Below are 16,744 nucleotides of genomic sequence, written 5' to 3'. Positions count from 1 at the left end.
ACCTTAATGCATAGGTGAATGCTATGAATAACTTCTCCATTGGCCAACTCGAAGCATTCCGTTGGACGGCCGAGCTCGGCAGCGTTCAAAAGGCTGCAGACCGGTTGAACGTGACGCAACCCTCCTTGTCCCTTCGTCTGAAACAACTGGAAGCGGAAGTTCCGGCTCCGCTGTTCGAGAAATACGGCCGCAGGCTACGCCTCACGCGCCAGGGACACGCATTCCTGTCGCGCACCCGGATCGTGCTCGACGCCTATGAGGATCTGAAGAGGGCATCCCGGGTGCCGGAAATCTCGGGCACGCTTCGGATTGGCATGGCCGAGGGATTTGCCGTTGCCTGCATGGCAACGCTTATTGCAGCCCTCCAGAAGAACTTCCCGCTGCTAAGACCCGAATGGACGATTGCGACAAGCGCCGGCCTCGAACAGCAGCTGGCTGATGGCGAGATTGATCTTGCTATCCTCGTCGACCCGATCGGGCTGCGCGAAGTGCGCCTGTTCGCACTCGGCCGCCAAGCCAACAGTTGGGCTGCGTCGGCTGCAGCCTTTCCGGAGATCGGCGCCTGCCCTCGCGATCTTGCAAAACTGCCCGTCATTACAACACCGCCGCCAACGGCAATGTATCGAGGAACGCTGGGCTGGTTCTCCGAAGAAAAGGTCATGCCCGAGAATGTCTGCCTTTGCTCGAGCTTAAATGCTGCCCTTCAACTCGTCGCGGCTGGCCTTGGCATCGGCATCTTTCCAACCAAGGTGATCGATGCCTATCCCCTGCCGGGCGCCCTCCGCAAACTAGAAGCCGATCCCGACCTACGGGACGGACGCGTGTTCGTCGCCGACAGGGTTACCTCGGATCAAATGCAGACAAACGCCTTGATCACGGTGATCGAGGATACTGCAAGGTCATTGAAATACTTCGAAGAATGACGATCTTGCGGTTTTCTATCCGAGCGCAGACGATCAGGTTGCGAAGACAATTCTCCCAAAGTCAACTTCCAGTCGATGATGCACCTCGACCACATTCCATTCGGTAAAACTAACGGTGCGTTTCCCCTCGCTCACATGTTTAAATTCGGCGAGTTCGAAGTCTGGAATTTTGTTCTACGCGAGAATTTCCGAAATTCTCACAAATCGGACAGAAGTGGCACCCCGGGAGGCACCTCGGTCACCCCCCTGGGGTGCACCCAATGCCCGGCCCCGCCAATGAACGGCATTCATTGAAAAATCCTATGCGTTTTTGTGTGATAATTCCAATTAGACATATGGGCTGATGCCCTAAATATGCGTCTTCAGGCACCATGGCGGGAGGAACCCATGATGACGCATAACCGTGTCGGATTTCTGACTTTTCCGAGATCATTGGCTGCTGTGTCGGCCGAAGACTGCTTTCCAATGGCCCGTGCTCCATTGCGCATAAGTTTAGCATCCTCTCCATTGAGACGAGCTACTGACTTTCCAGCTTTTCCTGAATCTACATCGTTTCTGTCATTCATATGGGCTCTCGGCCGGACATACGGATCTAGGGCACCTTTACGAGCTCATTGTCGGCGCGCTCCGCGGGGAGCCGACGCCATCGCAGTCCAGGCTTCCCCTCGTCTCGCCTGAAGCCGGCTTTCATGTGAGGCGCGGAAACTCGACCGATAAGCGAAGGTAAGCGGGCCGGTGCCGGGGCTGACAAGCCAACAATTGCGTTTCCGGTCACAACTCCTTTGCCAATGGCTCGAAAAACAACTGCCGATCTGGGCATAAAAATGGGAGGATTACGTTCGATGCAGCGGAAATTTGGAATAAATCTCAAGGCGATAGCGCTTTGCGCAGCCTTTCTTGGCCTGACATTGGCATCTTCTTCCGCAGACGAGTTTGTCGCCTCGCAAGACAAGACCGTGGTGCGAACCAAGCAGGGCGCCCTTCTCGGGGCTCTCAGCGACGGGATCTATAGCTATCTCGGAGTTCCCTATGCCCAAGCCGAGCGTTTCATGCCCGCCGCCGACGTCAAGCCTTGGAGCGGGGTAAGGCCTGCGGTCACCTACGGCGAAAATTGCTTCATCCCGCCGATGAAAGCCGTCGCCGGGGATGAACTGTTCAATCCCCATCGCTATCTGCCGATGAGCGAGAACTGCCAATTCCTGAATATCTGGACGCCAGGCGTCAATGACGGAAACAAGCGGCCGGTCATGGTGTGGATCCATGGTGGCGGCTTCACCAATGGCTCCGGAATCGAGCTTGCCGCCTATGACGGCCAGAATCTCAGTAAAAAGGGGGGCGTAGTCGTCGTAACCCTTAACCACCGGCTGAATGTTCTCGGCTTTCTCGATCTTTCGGCTTATGGAGACAAATACAAGCTTTCCGGCAATGCCAGCATGACGGATCTGGTGGCCGCGTTGAAATGGGTGCACGAAAACATCCAGACCTTTGGTGGTGACCCGTCAAACGTGACGATCTTCGGCCAGTCGGGCGGCGGTTACAAGGTCCGCGCGCTGATGGGCACCCCTTCGGCAAAAGGCCTATTTCAGAAGGCAATCGTGGAAAGCGGGTCGCGAGTTGACTCGGTCACCGATCAGGCATCCTCGCGCAAAATTGCCGAACTTACCCTGGCGAATCTGGGCCTGAAGCCCCAAGACGTCGATAAGCTTGCCGATGTCGACTACTACCAGCTCCAGGCGGCATCGGACAAGGCGATCAAGGATGCCGCGGCCCAAGGCGCGAAAGACGCCCGTTGGGCACCGGTCCTCGACGGCAATTTCATTCCGGAAAATCCGGTCGGAACAAAATGGGTCGATCAGGCCAGGGACATCCCCTTGATGGTCGGCAACACGCTCAATGAGTTCGAAACCGTGATCAGCAACAAACCTGCCGATCTTCTCGCCGACAACAAGAACGATTGGAGCGAGGAGCAGGCCCGGTCAAAGCTCGCACAGCGCTTCGGCGACAAGGCCGATACCGTCGGAAAGGCATTCCTCGAAGCCTATCCGGAAAAGAAGCTCGGCGATGCCTTCTTCGTCGATCTTCGGTTTCGGCCCGGCACCATCCGTGATCTCGATCTCAAGGCCAAGCAGGGCGGAGCGCCAGTCTATTCCTATATGTTCGCCTATGAGTCGCCCGTCATGGATGGCATAGCCATGGCCTGGCATTGCTCCGAGCTTCCTTACGTCTTTGCCAACGCCGCGCTGGTCAAGACCTCGACCGGCGGCGGACCGGATGCGATTGCCCTGTCGGACAAGATGAGCCAGGCGTGGGTCAATTTTGCCCGTAACGGCAAGCCGAGCGCACAAGGCCTGCCGGATTGGCCTGCCTATACGATCGGACACGGCGCGACCATGATCTTTGACAAGCAAACGCGGGTCGCCGAGGACCCGGATCGAAAGCTGCTGCAGGCGGCAGGCGCTCTTTTGAGCGAATGACGACCGGCGACAACAGTCGCAGGATGGCTGCTCCGCTCCCTAAGGAAACGCCTAGCTGGCGGGACGCCATTTTCAAGACCGCAATGCAAACCATCCAACCAATAGGCAGCACGGCCAGGCGCTGTCTGAAGTTGGTTCGGCCACGACCCAAGAGGAGGATCCAGCCAATGCAGCCAGTGTTGACGTTGACGATAGGGAACTATGTTCGGCTTTTGGCCACAACTATCGCTCTATCGATCACGCCGCTTGTCGGCGCGGCCAATGCAGGATCGCCCGTCGACGTCGTCAAGGTTGAAGGTGGTCTCCTGCGAGGCGTGGCGACGGATGTGCCGGGAGTTCAGGTTTTCAAAGGCGTCCCCTTTGCCGGCCCGACCGGAGGCGAAAACCGCTTCAAGCCGCCGCAGCCGGTGCAAAAGTGGGATGGAGTGAAAGTAGCGGACCACTGGGGCGATCAAGCGCTTCAGGATATCCGTGGAAATCCCGTCGGCCAGTTCTGGGGGGATGAATTCTATTTCGATCCCGCCTTCATGCCCAAGGCCAGTGAAGAGGGTCTCAACCTCAACGTCTGGACACCGGCCGCCAGCACCACCGACAAGCTGCCGGTCTATGTCTGGATTCATGGCGGTGCAAACCACCATGGCTACGCTTCCGAGATGGAGTTTTACGCATCCAAACTCGCGGCGAAAGGAATCATCGTCGTTGCGATCCAATACCGTGTCGGCGCACTCGGCTTTCTGGCACTTCCCGAACTATCGCAGGAAAGCCCGCAGAAGGTCTCCGGCAACTATGCCATGCTGGATCAGATCAAGGCGCTGCAGTGGGTGCACGACAATATTGCCGGCTTCGGCGGCGATCCAGACAACGTCACTATCGGCGGTCAATCCGCGGGAGCGCGCAATTCCACCATGCTGCTGCGCTCGCCGCTGGCCAAGGGCCTCTTTCACCGCGCAGTCATCGAAAGTGGCTTCACGGGGTTCTTCGCCTCGCCGATGATGCCGCTCGCCGAGCGGGAAACAGCAAATGCGAAAGCCATCGAGCAGGTGTTCGGCAAGCCGATGACGCTTGCCGATCTGCGTCGAATTCCAACGGACGACTTCATCTCCAAAACGGCGGCCGACGGCAAGACGCAGCTTTATGAAGCGCTACATAAGGCAACCAACATTCCTGCCCAGCATGCCATCGACGGCTACGTCTTTACCAATGAGTCCATCGATCTCCTGCGTCCCGGCGCGCTTGACGGCCTCGATATCATGATCGGCGGCACCTCGAACGAATATAGCTCGCTGAACGGCGGCCCCGACAAGACCATGTCCCAGTCCGAATTCGACGATGCCATGAAGAAGATCGGCTATGACGATGACTGGCAAAAAGTCTATCGACCCTCCGATCCGCGTGAAGCCTATCGCATGTGGCTGCGCGCCCGGGCCGACTACAATCTGCAGAACTATCTGGTCTCCTCGGAACTGGTGAAATCGAGAAACCGGAACCTTCACGTCTATGATTTCTATTTCAACCACGCGCCGCCCGGCCGCGATTCCGAATTCTATGGCTCGTTCCATTCGTCGGACCTCTGGTATTTCATGAATTCGATGCGGGACGTGCCGGGTCAGCGGGCATGGACCGGAGCCGACTATCGAATGGCAGAGATCATGTCGTCCTACCTGGCGAATTTCGTCAAAACCGGCAATCCGAACGGAAGCGGTCTCCCCGAATGGCAACAGACCTCCGCCGATACCGGTGGAACCTTCATGTGGTTCCGCGACGGCTATGCCCATGCCGCAAACCAGACCCCCTATCCGGAGCGGGACGGTCTCAACCGTCGGGCCGTCATGGAAGCCCAGCATCTCTCCGGTTCCGACCTGCCTCGGTAAACGCGGCATCTTCGGCAAACTATCCAGATCCTGAACGTTGAGGAGTGAAACATGACCAACGGAAAGCCTTGCGGCCGCCGTCATTTGCGTGTTGCCGCCTGCATGAGCGCCGCCAGCCTGATTTTTCTGTCGAGCCCGGCGATGGCACAGACGGTCTATGCTCCGGTCGGGCAGATCATCGGCACACAATCCGATGGCCTCGCCCACTTCCAAGGCATACCCTATGCTGCGCCGCCTGTTGGCGATTTGCGATGGGCTGCACCTCGTCCCGCCGAACCATTCAAACAGCCCTTCACTGCAGACCGGCCTGGCAATGAGTGCGTTCAGAAGGCCATTTACTGGAGGCCGGGCAAGGCAGCGAGCTGGAACGAGGATTGCCTCAGCCTCAATATCTCGGTGCCGTCCTCCGGCGGGAAGAGCCTGCCCGTCATGGTCGGCTTTCACGGTGGCGGGTCGGTGAACGGCGCCAAGACGGACTGGGACCCCAAGGAACTTGCCAAAGAGGGCAATATCGTCGTCACGATCAACTATCGCCTGGGCGCGGCGGGATTCCTTGCATTGCCGGAACTCAACAAGGAGTCGAAGGACGGCAAGAGCAGTGGAAACTACGGCGATCTCGACAAGATCCAGGCGCTGCGCTGGGTGCATGAAAATATCGCAGCCTTCGGCGGGGATCCGGGGCGTGTGACGATCGCAGGACAATCCGCCGGCGCCAGAGGCGTCTGCTTCACCGTCGCCTCTCCGGAAGCCAAAGGGCTGTTTCAGGGCGCCATCATCGAAAGCGGTCGGGACTGCCCGAGCATTTCCAACGAGGAGGCCGTCAAGTCGGGCGAGAAATTCGTCGAAGCTATCGGCTGCTCGGCCTCCGCGGACAGGCTGGCTTGCCTGCGCGCCAAATCCCCTGCCGAGATTCTGGATGCGCAGACGAAGTCCAAAATGACCATCAGCACGGTTTATGGCGGTTACGCACAACCGCTGGAAACGTTGAAGGCGTTTGAAACAGGCGAATTCAATCGTGTGCCGATGATCGTCGGCAATACGCGCGACGAGACCCGCGTGTTTATCTACGAAGCGAATGATCTGCTCGATCAGCCCGTCGATAAGGCGCAGTATGAGTCCGAGGTGCGAGCGCGAATGGGCGACAAGGCCGATGCCGCGTTCAAGATCTATGGCGATGGCGCCGATACCAATCCGGGACTGGCCCTGGGACAACTGGATGCAGAACAGAAATATATCTGCCCGACGGGCATCGCCGTCGCCGCTCTGGCGAAATGGACACCCCTGCATGTTTATGAATTTGCCGATGTGAGCGCACCGATCAGACCCTATGCAAGCGTTCCCTCTTCCTTCGATCTAGGCGTGCCGCATAGCGCAGAGCTGCCCTATGTCTGGGGCGAAGATACCGTCGCGGGCGGACTGACTGCGTCACAGGAGAAACTCGCTTCGCTGATGCGGGGCTATTGGAGCAGCTTGACCGCACCAACCGGTTTCGCCAATGCCGGTGATTGGCCAGCCTTTGAGGGACAGGAACCCAGACGGATCATCTTCAAGGCTGGCGGAGTTACCGAAGTCGTTGCCGAGCGCGACTATAGAGCATCGCGACATTGCGATCTATTCGGCGGCAAAACGAACTAGATGGAAGAAGTTTGGTCAGGCCGTCCAAGTGCCAGGCGCAAGAGTAAACCGGACATGCAGTGTCCGATCAGGCGATCCTCCTGAATTCGGCGGTATAGCGTTGCAAGTCTTCAGCCTTCAGGTTCACGCCGAGGCCTGGCAGGTCCGGCACGCTGATCGTTCCATCGGCATTCAGGACAGGTCTTTGCACCAGCTCGAGTAAGGGATTGGGACCGACATCGAATTCCAGATAGGGAAAATGCGCTTGCCCACCGCCTCTATGTTCCGGCAGTGTCGAGGCGAAGTGCAGGGCGGCATGAAAATTGACGATGCTTCCCCAGACATGCGGTATGAGCGGTCGATCGTAAAGGTCGGCGAGTACGCCTACCTGCGAGACCCCGGTCAGCCCACCGCAGATCGCGATATCGGGTTGCAGGATATCCAGGCATCCGCCCGTCAGGAACGGGAGGAATGCCGACGCATTGGTGAATGTCTCTCCGCCGGCAAGTGCGGTTGCGGCATGAGCAGCGAAAGCGCGATAACCGGCGGCATCCGTCGGCTTAGTCGGCTCTTCGATCCACAGCAGATCGGCATCTTTCATGAGATCGGCGGTTCGCATGGCGCGCCGGACCGAGCAGGATTGATTGAAGTCGACCATCAGATCGCGATCAGCGCCGATTTGCCGTCGAACGGCAAGGACCGTCTTGGCATCGTCTTCAACCCTGTATCCGCTTCTCAGCTTGACGGCCCGAAAGCCCGCCTCCAGATATCCATCGATCTCCCGCTCAAAGTCGCGGTAAGGATGTCCGCCAGGCTTGAAAAAAGGCCCGCTTGCATAGGCTGTCACCTGTTGACGCCTGGCACCGCCGATAAGCGTGGACACCGGTATCTTGTAGGCGCGTGCGGTCAAATCGTGCAACGCCATATCCAGAGCGGCGATGGCAGGTGCGGCGGTTTCTCCTTCGACAGCCTGGCGTAAATTCCGCCACACGGACAATATGTGGGAGGGATCCTGCCCGAGTATCCGTGCCGCCAGCTGGAATTCGATGGCGGCAGCCGCGGTTCTGGGTGAGAGCCACGCCTCCCCCCAGCCCGCCAGGTCACCGGCCACGACCTCCACCAGCAAGGTTTCCCGCTTCGGAAAGGAGACCAGCGCGTTGCCGATTGGCTCCGGCAACATGGCAGCCAAATGATAAAGGCGTATTTCGTCGATCTTCATGATTATGCCTTTGTCGGAGCCTCGTCCCGACCGAGCGGGGAAAGGAGCTCTCGCATGCTTCTACCGAGAATGAGGATCAGACTGGCGGTCACTGCCATGACGATTGCCAGAAATATGAGTGCTCCCTGGAAGCCACCCGTCGCGTCACGAACCCAGCCGATAATCGAAGGCCCGAAGAAGCCGCCGGTACTGCCGACCGAATTGATGAGGGCGATCCCGGCGGCTGCCGCCGTGCCCGTCAGCAGCGTCGACGGGAATGTCCAGATGGTCGGCGACGCGCCGCCAATTCCAGCCGCGCCCAGAGTCAAGCCCGCCACCGAAACAATCGGATTGCTCGAGAAGGCAGCGATCAGAAATCCGAGAGCGCTTGCGATAAACGGGCCGGCAGTATGCCAGACGCGCTCACGCCTGCGGTCCGAACTCCGGCCCACCACGATCATTGCAACTGCCATGAAGGCAGATGGAATAGCAGCGACAAAGCTGGTCTGCAGATTGGAAAGGCCAAATTGCTTGATGAACTGCGGCATCCAGATGGCAATGCCTGTTGTGCCCATGACCAGCCCGACGGCAATCAGACACATCAACAATACCTTGGGATCGACGAGTGCCTGCAAGGCGGAAAAACGTCCGGACGCTTCCTGCATCTGCCGATCGCTTCGCAAGGTGTCGACAAGCCAGCCCCGTTCATCGCGGGTGAGGAACTGCGCCGTTTCAGGTGATTCCGGCAGGGCAAAAAGGACCACGAAGCCCATGATGAATGCGGGCAATCCCTCGATGAGGAACATCCACTGCCAGCCGTGCAGGCCTGCCACGCCGTCGAACTCTTGCAAAATCAATCCTGACAGGGGCGCGCCGATCACCGAGGCCAAGGGAACGGCGACATTGAAGAGGGCGAAGGTCGAGCCGCGATATGCTCTTGGAAACCAAAGCGTAATGTAGAAGATGATGCCCGGAAAGAAACCTGCTTCCGCGGCACCGAGAAGCACCCGGACCACATAGAAGCTGGCGGGCGACCAGACGAATGCGGTGAGCGCCGAAAAAACGCCCCATGTGATCAATATGCGCGCAATCCAAAGCCGCGCTCCGACCTTTGCAAGCATGAGGTTGCTCGGCAGCTCGCATAAGACATAACCGAGGAAGAATATTCCCGCGCCAAAACCGAAAGCGGATGCGCTGAAGCCGAGATCGGCGTTCATGGTCAGCGCCGCAAAGCCGATATTCACGCGGTCGAGAAAGGCTGCAAAATAGCATAGCAACAGGATCGGAATGATCCTCTTCCTTACTTTGAGTATGATGTCCGAACGCTCAGTCATGATCTTGTTCCTCCCCATCGGCCATTCACATGCCGTTGAGATATTTCTATAGGATCATTGATTTTACTGATCAAATTTGTTCTTCTGAGCTTCCAATATAGGTTTTTTAAATAATGCGGATCACCTTTGCCCAGATCGAGGCCTTCTATTGGACAGCCCAGCTGGGTTCAGTCCAGAAGGCGGCGGACCAGCTTCACGTTGCCCAACCGACGGTTTCCCTGAGACTCAAGGAGTTGAGCACGACGCTCGCGAGCGACTTGTTTCACAGGGGAAGCCGCGGACTGGAAATCACGGCGCAGGGGCGCGATCTGTTGCCACGCGCGGCAACCATCATGGCCGAGATGCGTGGCATCAAGGAGCGAGAGTTCGATCCGAAGGTTGTCGGCCAGCTGCGCGTGGGGCTTGCAGAAGGTTTCGCCGTCACCTGCCTTGCGCCGTTGCTTGCCGGATTGTCCGAAGATCATCCCGCATTGGAGCCCGAGTGGACGGTCACGACCAGCACCCTCCTGGAGGGGATGCTGATCGACAACCGGCTGGATGTGGCGGTGCTGTTGAATCCGCTGGGTGACGAGAAGCTCGATCTGCGGCCGCTCGGACCGCAGCCGACACAATGGGTCGCTCCGAGAGCATGGCACCTGCCGGGCGAGATCACACCGAAGGTTCTGGCCGACAGGCCGATCATTTCGAACCCGCCCCCATCCGCAATGTACCGGCAGGTGACGCATTGGTTTGCACTCGAGGGCTTGAAACCGGAGCGCATCATCATTTGCAACAGCGTCGCGGTCATTGGCGAGCTCGTTGCCGCAGCCCTCGGTGCCGGCATTCTGCCGGCGTCCATGGCCCGGCGCTATGTGGCGGCCGGAACGGTCCAATCCCTCTCCTGCACACCGGATATCGAGAACGGAAGGCTCTTCATCGGGTTTCGAGCAGACATCGTCGATGCCAAGATATTCGCTTTCGAACGGACGACCGAACGCGTCCTGCGAGAGATCGGATATCTTTCTACAGATTGATCATCCGCAATCTTCTGCCGGTTTCGTCAAAAGCAGATTCCAGTTTTCGGCGCTATCCCGCCAAAGCCAGACGACGCCTCAGTCGCGCCGTGCGACTGCCGCCGTTATTGGCGGGTAGCCGCTGAAAGGCGTCGAGATAATTATCCTTGGTGCGGAGAATATGGGCCGTCAGCACCGTGGTAAGCTCATCGCGACGTCCCTCCGAAAGAAGAGCAATCATATAACGATGATCGCCATAGGAGCGATCCGGTTCGCCTTCGGCCTTCATCGCAAGATGTGTGCGTAACGATGCGACGCGGCCGAGAATAAGGTCGTATGCGGTCCTCAGATAGCGATTGCCGCAATGCTGGAAGAAGGCCAGATGAAAAGCGGTATCGGCGCGGCCATAAGCCTGCATGTCCCCTGTTGCGACCGCGGCGTCCATCACCGAAAGCTGACGTTTCAATTCCAAAACCGTCTCGGGAATGGAGCTTGCCGGCGTGAGAGCCACGGCCTGCTGCTCCAGGCCGATGCGATAGTCACAGAGCTCGGCAATATCCTCGAGTGTCGGTGTGAAGACATAGGTGCCGGACTTGGGAACGATGCTGACCAAACCCTCCATCTGCAGCAGGTTGAGCGCCTCGCGCACCGGCGTTCGGCTCACCTCGAAAGCCGAGGCAAGCGTATCCTCGGAAAGATTTTCGCCAAACTCGAACTCCGCATCGACGATCGCCGCGCGTATCTTGTCGGCAATCGTCGGGACGAGGCTCTTGCGAGGTTTCACCGTTGGCTTGGACATACCCGCTCACGCACTCCTTGAAACGAATCCGGCAGCGTCCATCCGGACGCTGCCGGAAGTTTGGTCTAGTCGCGCTTTGCTTTCAAGCTCATGCAGAGAAAGAAGGCGAGGATTGGAAAGACCGCAAGCGTCAGTAGAGAGAGCGAGAAGCTATCGGTCGAGGTCTTGACCCAGCCGACGATATAGGGGCCAGCAAAGCCACCGATCTGGGCAAAGCCGTTGATCGCCGCAAGACCACCAGCCGCAGCCGCGCCCGTCAGGAATTGGGTCGGCAGGGTCCAGAACACGCCGAGGTAGGACCACAGGAAGAAAGCGCAGAGGCAGAGAAGCGCAAGACCGGCATAGGGGTTCGGAACGAGGGCGCTTGCCGCCAGAAACAGCCCTCCGAAGAGTCCGGAGATTGCCGTATGAACTTTACGCTCGCCGGTGCGGTCGGAGCTGCGCGATATCACGACGAGGCCGGCGGCCGCAAAGATGAACGGGATTGCCGAGACGAAGCCGGCCTGGACCGTGGTCAACCCGAACGTCTTGACGATCTGCGGCAACCACATGATGACGCCGTAAACCGCAATGCCGTTGAACATATAGACCAGTGTCAACAGCCAGACGCGGAAGTCGCTGAAGATCTCGCGCAGGCTGTGGCGGGTATCCGCCTTGACGTTCTTCTGATCGTCTGCGAGCTGAGCCAGCAGCCAAGCACGCTCGTCGGGCAACAACCACTTCGTATCCTTGGATGGCGAATCGATCAGATAGAAAAAGGTGACGATGCCGAGGAGCATTGCCGGCAGACCCTCGAGAATGAACATGGCCTGCCAGCCATGCAAACCGAACAGGCCTTCGCCGGCATCGATCAGCCAGCCGGAGATCGGCGCGCCGACGACAATCGACAGAACAGTCGCGGTCATGAAGAGCGCGGTTGCCCGACCGCGTTCCTTGGCGGGAAACCAGTAGGTCAGATAGAGCAGCACGCCTGGCGCAAAACCGGCTTCGGCCACACCGAGCAAAAAGCGCAGAATGTAGAATGACGTCGGTCCCTGCACGAAGGCCATGGCACAGGAGACCAAGCCCCAGCTCACCATGATGCGCGCGATCCAGATGCGCGGCCCGACCTTGTGAAGGATCATATTGCTGGGGATTTCGAAGGCGAGGTAGCCGATGAAGAAGATGCCGGCGCCGAGACCGAACATATAGGGCGTGAGACCGATATCGCTGTTCATGTGAAGCGCCGCAAAACCGATATTCACGCGGTCGAGATAGTTTACGATGAAACAGACGAAGCAGAACAACACGATGCGCAGATTGAGCTTGCGGATCGTTCGGTCACGAAGACTGCTGTCGAGATGAGCGCCGTCGGCGCGGATGGCATCCGCCATTGTGTTCCTCCTGAAAATCAATGCCACCCTCCGCGACATCTTTCCGGTTCAATAGACCAGCCGGTTGGAATGCACAAGTGGGATACAAAAACTAGAACCCTAGTTGACATTCCTTTCGTACCGGTCTTTCTTCGCGTCGAACGCAACATGACGCCATCAGCGGCGGGAGGATTACGTGCAGCAGTCTCATTCGGGCAGATCGAGCTCCGGCTACTTCGAAGATCGCGTTGTCTTGGTAACCGGCGGAGCATCGGGTATCGGCCGAGCCGTCACCGACAAGCTTGTCGGGCTCGGAGCGCGGATCGCAGTGTGGGACATCAATGCCGAACGCCTGGCCGAATGCCGCGCCCAGCACGGCGATCGGGTCCTGACCAAGGTCGTCGATGTTGCCGATCGACAGAGCGTCGACGGCGCGATGGATGAACTCGTCGCATCCTTCAGCGGAGTAGACCATCTCCTGAACAATGCCGGCATAATCGGTCAGCGCATGACCGCCGAAGACATGAACGAGCTGGAACTCGACCGGGTTCTTGCGGTCAATCTCAAGAGCGCATTCTACGTATCGAGCGCCTTCATCCGAGCCTCATCCGGTCGCGAAGACCGTTCCGTGGTCAATCTCTCGTCCATTGCAGCCCGCACCGGGGGCATGGTCGGCAATATAGCCTATGCGACGACAAAGGGGGCGATCGCATCCTTCACCGTCGCCCTCGCCAAAGAACTTGCGCCAAAGATCCGCGTCAACGCACTCGCACCAGGCGTCATCAACACGGAAATCCAGAAGGACGTCTTTGCCGACCCCGCCAATATCGAGGCGATGGCAAGCATCATTCCATTGAAGCGCCTGGGAACCGCGTCAGAGGTGGCGGACGCCGCCGTCTGGCTCATGTCTCATGAGGCTTCCTATATCACCGGAATCGTCGTCGACGTATCGGGCGGCCGTTGATCAGGAGATAGCGATGAAGAACGCAGCTGAAAGACTTCGTGCCGATATTTCGTCCGGCCGCCTGCTCCAGGCGCCCGGAGCCCCGGACGCGCTGACCGCCCGGCTCGTCGAGATGGCGGGCTTTCCGGCGATCTACATGACCGGGTTCGGTGCGACGGCATCTCGCCTCGGCCTTCCCGACATTGGTCTTTTGACCCAAACGGAAATGACGACCCATGCACGCGATATGGTTCGTGCCGTCAACATTCCGGTCATCGCCGATGCGGATACTGGCTATGGCGGGCCAGCCAATATTGTTCGCACCGTCGAGGAATATATTCAGTCTGGCGTTGCTGCGATCCATCTCGAAGATCAGCAGTTGCCCAAGCGCTGCGGCCAACGCGCCGGAGTACGCGTGATTCCGGCCGACGAGAATGTCCGCCGCCTGCGCTGTACTGTCGAAGCGCGTGGCAACAATCCGATGATGCTGATTGCCAGAACCGATGCGATCCAGAGCGAGGGTATTGGCGAAGCGATCCGGCGGGCAAGGCTCTACCAGGATGCCGGGGCCGATCTGGTTTTCGTTGACGGCATCAAGAAGATCGCCGAGGTCGAGGCAGTCTCGAAAGGGGTCGTCGGCCCCAAAGTGGTCAGTATCGTCGACGGCAACGAAACCACGGCGCTGACGGCAGGAGACCTTGAGGACATGGGCTTCAATATCGCCTTTTATGCCCTTTCAGCCCTGTTTTCCGCCGTTAAAGCCGTGCGCGACACGCTCGGGATCATCAAATCCGAGGGAACCCCAAGGAGCCGTGCTGATGCGATGGTCAGCTATGCGGAATTCAGCGCGGTAACTGGACTTGCCGCTTATGACGCGCTCGACGATCGCTTCGGCTGGCCGGAACAAAAATAGGACCTATCCTTAGAGGGTAACGCCATGAAAACGTCCATCGCCACGGTATCCATCAGCGGGGAGTTGCCGGAGAAGCTCGAGGCGATTGCACGCGCCGGATTTGATGGCGTGGAGATCTTCGAAAATGATTTTCTGGCATTCGATGGATCTCCGGCAGATGTCGGCCGGATGGTCAGGGACGTCGGGCTGGAAATCACGCTGTTCCAGCCGTTTCGCGATTTCGAGGGGATGCCGGCCACGCATCGCAGTCGCACCTTCGATCGCGCCGAACGCAAGTTCGACGTCATGCAGGAACTCGGCACCGATCTTGTCCTCGTCTGTTCCAACGTCTCGCCGGTGTCGTTGGGCGGGATCGATCGGGCGGCGGACGACTTTCGCGAGCTTGGCGAGCGCGCAGCGAAGCGCGGCCTGCGTGTTGGTTATGAGGCACTTGCCTGGGGGCGCCACATCAATGACCACCGCGATGCCTGGGAAGTCGTGCGGCGCGCTGACCATCCCAATATCGGCCTGATCCTCGACAGCTTTCACACCCTGTCGCGCAGGATCGACATCAACTCGATCCGCTCCATTCCGAAGGAGAAGATCTTCATCGTCCAGCTCGCCGACGCGCCGTCGATCGACATGGACCTGCTCTATTGGTCGCGCCACTTCCGCAATATGCCGGGTGAAGGCGACCTCCCCGTGACGGCGTTCACCTCCGCGATCGCCGAGACCGGCTATGACGGTTATTTTTCGCTGGAGATCTTCAACGACCAGTTCCGTGGCGGCTCCGCGCGCTCGATCGCCACGGACGGCCATCGCTCGTTAATTTACCTCGGAGACCAGGTATATCGATCCTCGAATGTCAGGACCTTGTCGGTTCCGGCCATGCCGGACAGGGCGAAAGTCAAGAGTGTCGGCTTCGTGGAATTTTCCGCCGACGAGAAGGATGCCGCCGATCTCAGGAATATCCTCAAAACCCTAGGCTTCCGCAAGACCGCCCGGCACAAGACCAAAAAAGTCAGCCTTTTTAGCCAAGGCGGCATCAGGCTTATCGTCAACACCGAGGACAAGGGCTTCGCCAATGCCTCGTTCGCAGTACACGGTACGACGGCTTACGCAGTGGCACTTGCAGTGGATGACGCCGCCGCTGCACTCGCCCGAGCGATCGCGCTTGATGCCGAGCCGTTCGAGCAACCGGTCGCGGATGGCGAAGTGAAAATACCAGCAATCCGTGGCGTTGGTGGCGGCCTGATCTATCTGATAGATAACGAAAGCGATCTCGGCCGCTTCTCAGAAATCGACTTTGTGCCCGTTGACGAGGATGCCGGGGACCGCCCGGCCGCACCCGTGCACCTCAAGCGTGTCGACCATGTCGCCCAAACGGTGGCATATGACGAGATGCTGACCTGGCTCCTGTTCTACACATCGATTTTCGAGATGCGGAAGACACCGATGGTCGACATCATCGATCCGGCCGGTGTCGTGCGCAGCCAAGTGGTGGAGAGCGCTGACGGTGCGTTGCGGATTACGCTCAACGGCGCCGAAAATCGCCGCACGCTAGCCGGTCACTTCATCGCGGAAAAATTCGGGTCGGGCGTGCAGCACCTGGCCTTCCAGACCGATGACATCTTTGCCACGGCCGAGGGCCTTTTCAGGAATGGCTTCAGGCCGCTTTCCATCTCGCCGAACTATTACGGCGACGTCGAGGCCCGCTTCGGGCTTGATCCGGAACTCACCGAGCGGCTGAAAGCCAACAATATCCTCTACGACCGTGACGATCAGGGCGACTATTTCCAACTCTACAGCGACACTTTCGGTGAAGGTTTCTTCTTCGAGATCGTCCAGCGGCGCGGCTATACTGGCTATGGCGCCCCTAACGCCATATTCCGCATTGCGGCGCTTAAGAAGACTCTGAGACCTGAAGGCGTTCCGAAGGAGTAAATTTCGACACGTCTTGAGGTTCTCGGATCGACGAAACGAAATGTCTCCGCGAACATCGGGTGTTTGTCACGAAAGCGCCGTCAGCCCGCTTACGCCGCTGTTGTCTCAATTGATGACTTCAAGGCGGTTGCCAACCATTTTACGACCTGCCGTTCGATCAACTGTGTCTTCGCTTCCGACCGACAGCCATGGAACATGGCTTGTCACCGGCTTCCCTTGCCGCGGGCCTTGGATGCCAAGCAAACAGACGGAATGAGCAATGTTGCCGATCTACAACATTTGATTGAATAATTGATTCCAAATGAACCAACCATCGCGTTTTTCGGCAATTGAAAATTGCCTTTCATATTGCTTCCGATACTACTGTGATTGAGTAGATGGACTGCAGTTACAATGCAGACGGGCAAG

12 protein-coding genes are annotated in these 16,744 nt (G+C 58.4%); 8 read left to right on the top strand and 4 right to left on the bottom strand.

Annotated elements, in window-relative coordinates:
* The first annotated feature begins 23 nt into the window (after positions 1-23).
* The 4 genes from ABOK31_RS32480 (at position 24) to ABOK31_RS32465 (ending at position 6,903) form a co-directional block, all read left to right on the top strand.
* Positions 24-923: a LysR family transcriptional regulator gene (locus ABOK31_RS32480; RefSeq protein WP_349961816.1), complete on the top strand. Its 900-nt coding sequence runs from the start codon at positions 24-26 to the stop codon at positions 921-923.
* 842 nt (positions 924-1,765) lie between these two features.
* Positions 1,766-3,397, top strand: coding sequence for a carboxylesterase family protein (locus tag ABOK31_RS32475; RefSeq protein WP_349961815.1), 1,632 nt, complete (start codon positions 1,766-1,768; stop codon positions 3,395-3,397).
* Positions 3,398-3,564: 167 nt separating this feature from the next.
* Positions 3,565-5,268 carry a carboxylesterase family protein gene (locus tag ABOK31_RS32470; RefSeq protein WP_349961813.1) on the top strand — a complete coding sequence of 568 codons (1,704 nt, stop codon included), beginning with the start codon at positions 3,565-3,567 and terminating at the stop codon, positions 5,266-5,268.
* 51 nt (positions 5,269-5,319) lie between these two features.
* Complete coding sequence (locus ABOK31_RS32465; RefSeq protein ID WP_349961812.1) at positions 5,320-6,903, top strand: carboxylesterase family protein; 1,584 nt, start codon at positions 5,320-5,322, stop codon at positions 6,901-6,903.
* Positions 6,904-6,970: 67 nt separating this feature from the next.
* On the opposite strand, the gene ABOK31_RS32460 is transcribed toward ABOK31_RS32465, so the two are convergent.
* Both ABOK31_RS32460 and ABOK31_RS32455 read right to left on the bottom strand, forming a co-directional pair.
* The gene (locus ABOK31_RS32460) at positions 6,971-8,101 is read right to left on the bottom strand and encodes a mandelate racemase/muconate lactonizing enzyme family protein (protein WP_349961810.1); all 1,131 of its coding nucleotides are present in this window, start codon (positions 8,099-8,101) and stop codon (positions 6,971-6,973) included.
* A 2-nt stretch (positions 8,102-8,103) separates the two neighbouring features.
* A complete protein-coding gene (locus ABOK31_RS32455) occupies positions 8,104-9,414 on the bottom strand; it encodes an MFS transporter (RefSeq protein ID WP_349961808.1) in 1,311 nt (436 codons plus the stop codon).
* Between the two features lie 113 nt (positions 9,415-9,527).
* Between ABOK31_RS32455 and ABOK31_RS32450 the strand changes: the two genes are divergently transcribed.
* Entirely contained in the window at positions 9,528-10,427 is a 900-nt protein-coding gene (locus ABOK31_RS32450) for a LysR family transcriptional regulator (protein ID WP_349961806.1), read from the top strand.
* A 52-nt stretch (positions 10,428-10,479) separates the two neighbouring features.
* On the opposite strand, the gene ABOK31_RS32445 is transcribed toward ABOK31_RS32450, so the two are convergent.
* Both ABOK31_RS32445 and ABOK31_RS32440 read right to left on the bottom strand, forming a co-directional pair.
* A complete protein-coding gene (locus tag ABOK31_RS32445; RefSeq protein WP_349961805.1) occupies positions 10,480-11,205 on the bottom strand; it encodes a GntR family transcriptional regulator in 726 nt (241 codons plus the stop codon).
* 65 nt (positions 11,206-11,270) lie between these two features.
* On the bottom strand, positions 11,271-12,578 hold the full coding sequence (locus ABOK31_RS32440) for an MFS transporter (RefSeq protein WP_349961803.1): 1,308 nt from the start codon (positions 12,576-12,578) through the stop codon (positions 11,271-11,273).
* Between the two features lie 175 nt (positions 12,579-12,753).
* On the opposite strand from ABOK31_RS32440, the gene ABOK31_RS32435 reads away from it, so the two are divergent.
* From ABOK31_RS32435 to ABOK31_RS32425, 3 genes are read left to right on the top strand one after another with little or no spacing between them, the layout of a single operon-like run.
* Entirely contained in the window at positions 12,754-13,521 is a 768-nt protein-coding gene (locus ABOK31_RS32435) for an SDR family NAD(P)-dependent oxidoreductase (RefSeq protein WP_349961801.1), read from the top strand.
* A gap of 13 nt (positions 13,522-13,534) precedes the next feature.
* Entirely contained in the window at positions 13,535-14,413 is an 879-nt protein-coding gene (locus ABOK31_RS32430; protein ID WP_349961800.1) for an isocitrate lyase/PEP mutase family protein, read from the top strand.
* A 24-nt stretch (positions 14,414-14,437) separates the two neighbouring features.
* Positions 14,438-16,336, top strand: a complete 1,899-nt coding sequence (locus tag ABOK31_RS32425; protein WP_349961799.1) for a TIM barrel protein — start codon at positions 14,438-14,440, stop codon at positions 16,334-16,336.
* Positions 16,337-16,744 lie beyond the last annotated feature (408 nt).

It is taken from the genome of Rhizobium sp. ZPR4 (genome assembly GCF_040215725.1).
Lineage (GTDB): Bacteria > Pseudomonadota > Alphaproteobacteria > Rhizobiales > Rhizobiaceae > Rhizobium > Rhizobium rhizogenes_D.
This window is presented reverse-complemented; position numbering and strand designations above follow the sequence as displayed.

Excerpts from the sequence above, each read along its gene's own strand:
- ABOK31_RS32465 (WP_349961812.1), top strand. The coding sequence starts at position 5,320 with ATGACCAACGGAAAGCCTTGCGGCCGCCGTCATTTGCGTGTTGCCGCC.
- ABOK31_RS32480 (WP_349961816.1), top strand. The coding sequence starts at position 24 with ATGAATAACTTCTCCATTGGCCAACTCGAAGCATTCCGTTGGACGGCC.
- ABOK31_RS32455 (WP_349961808.1), bottom strand. The coding sequence starts at position 9,414 with ATGACTGAGCGTTCGGACATCATACTCAAAGTAAGGAAGAGGATCATT.
- ABOK31_RS32470 (WP_349961813.1), top strand. The coding sequence starts at position 3,565 with ATGCAGCCAGTGTTGACGTTGACGATAGGGAACTATGTTCGGCTTTTG.
- ABOK31_RS32460 (WP_349961810.1), bottom strand. The coding sequence starts at position 8,101 with ATGAAGATCGACGAAATACGCCTTTATCATTTGGCTGCCATGTTGCCG.
- ABOK31_RS32450 (WP_349961806.1), top strand. The coding sequence starts at position 9,528 with ATGCGGATCACCTTTGCCCAGATCGAGGCCTTCTATTGGACAGCCCAG.
- ABOK31_RS32475 (WP_349961815.1), top strand. The coding sequence starts at position 1,766 with ATGCAGCGGAAATTTGGAATAAATCTCAAGGCGATAGCGCTTTGCGCA.
- ABOK31_RS32425 (WP_349961799.1), top strand. The coding sequence starts at position 14,438 with ATGAAAACGTCCATCGCCACGGTATCCATCAGCGGGGAGTTGCCGGAG.
- ABOK31_RS32440 (WP_349961803.1), bottom strand. The coding sequence starts at position 12,578 with ATGGCGGATGCCATCCGCGCCGACGGCGCTCATCTCGACAGCAGTCTT.
- ABOK31_RS32430 (WP_349961800.1), top strand. The coding sequence starts at position 13,535 with ATGAAGAACGCAGCTGAAAGACTTCGTGCCGATATTTCGTCCGGCCGC.
- ABOK31_RS32445 (WP_349961805.1), bottom strand. The coding sequence starts at position 11,205 with ATGTCCAAGCCAACGGTGAAACCTCGCAAGAGCCTCGTCCCGACGATT.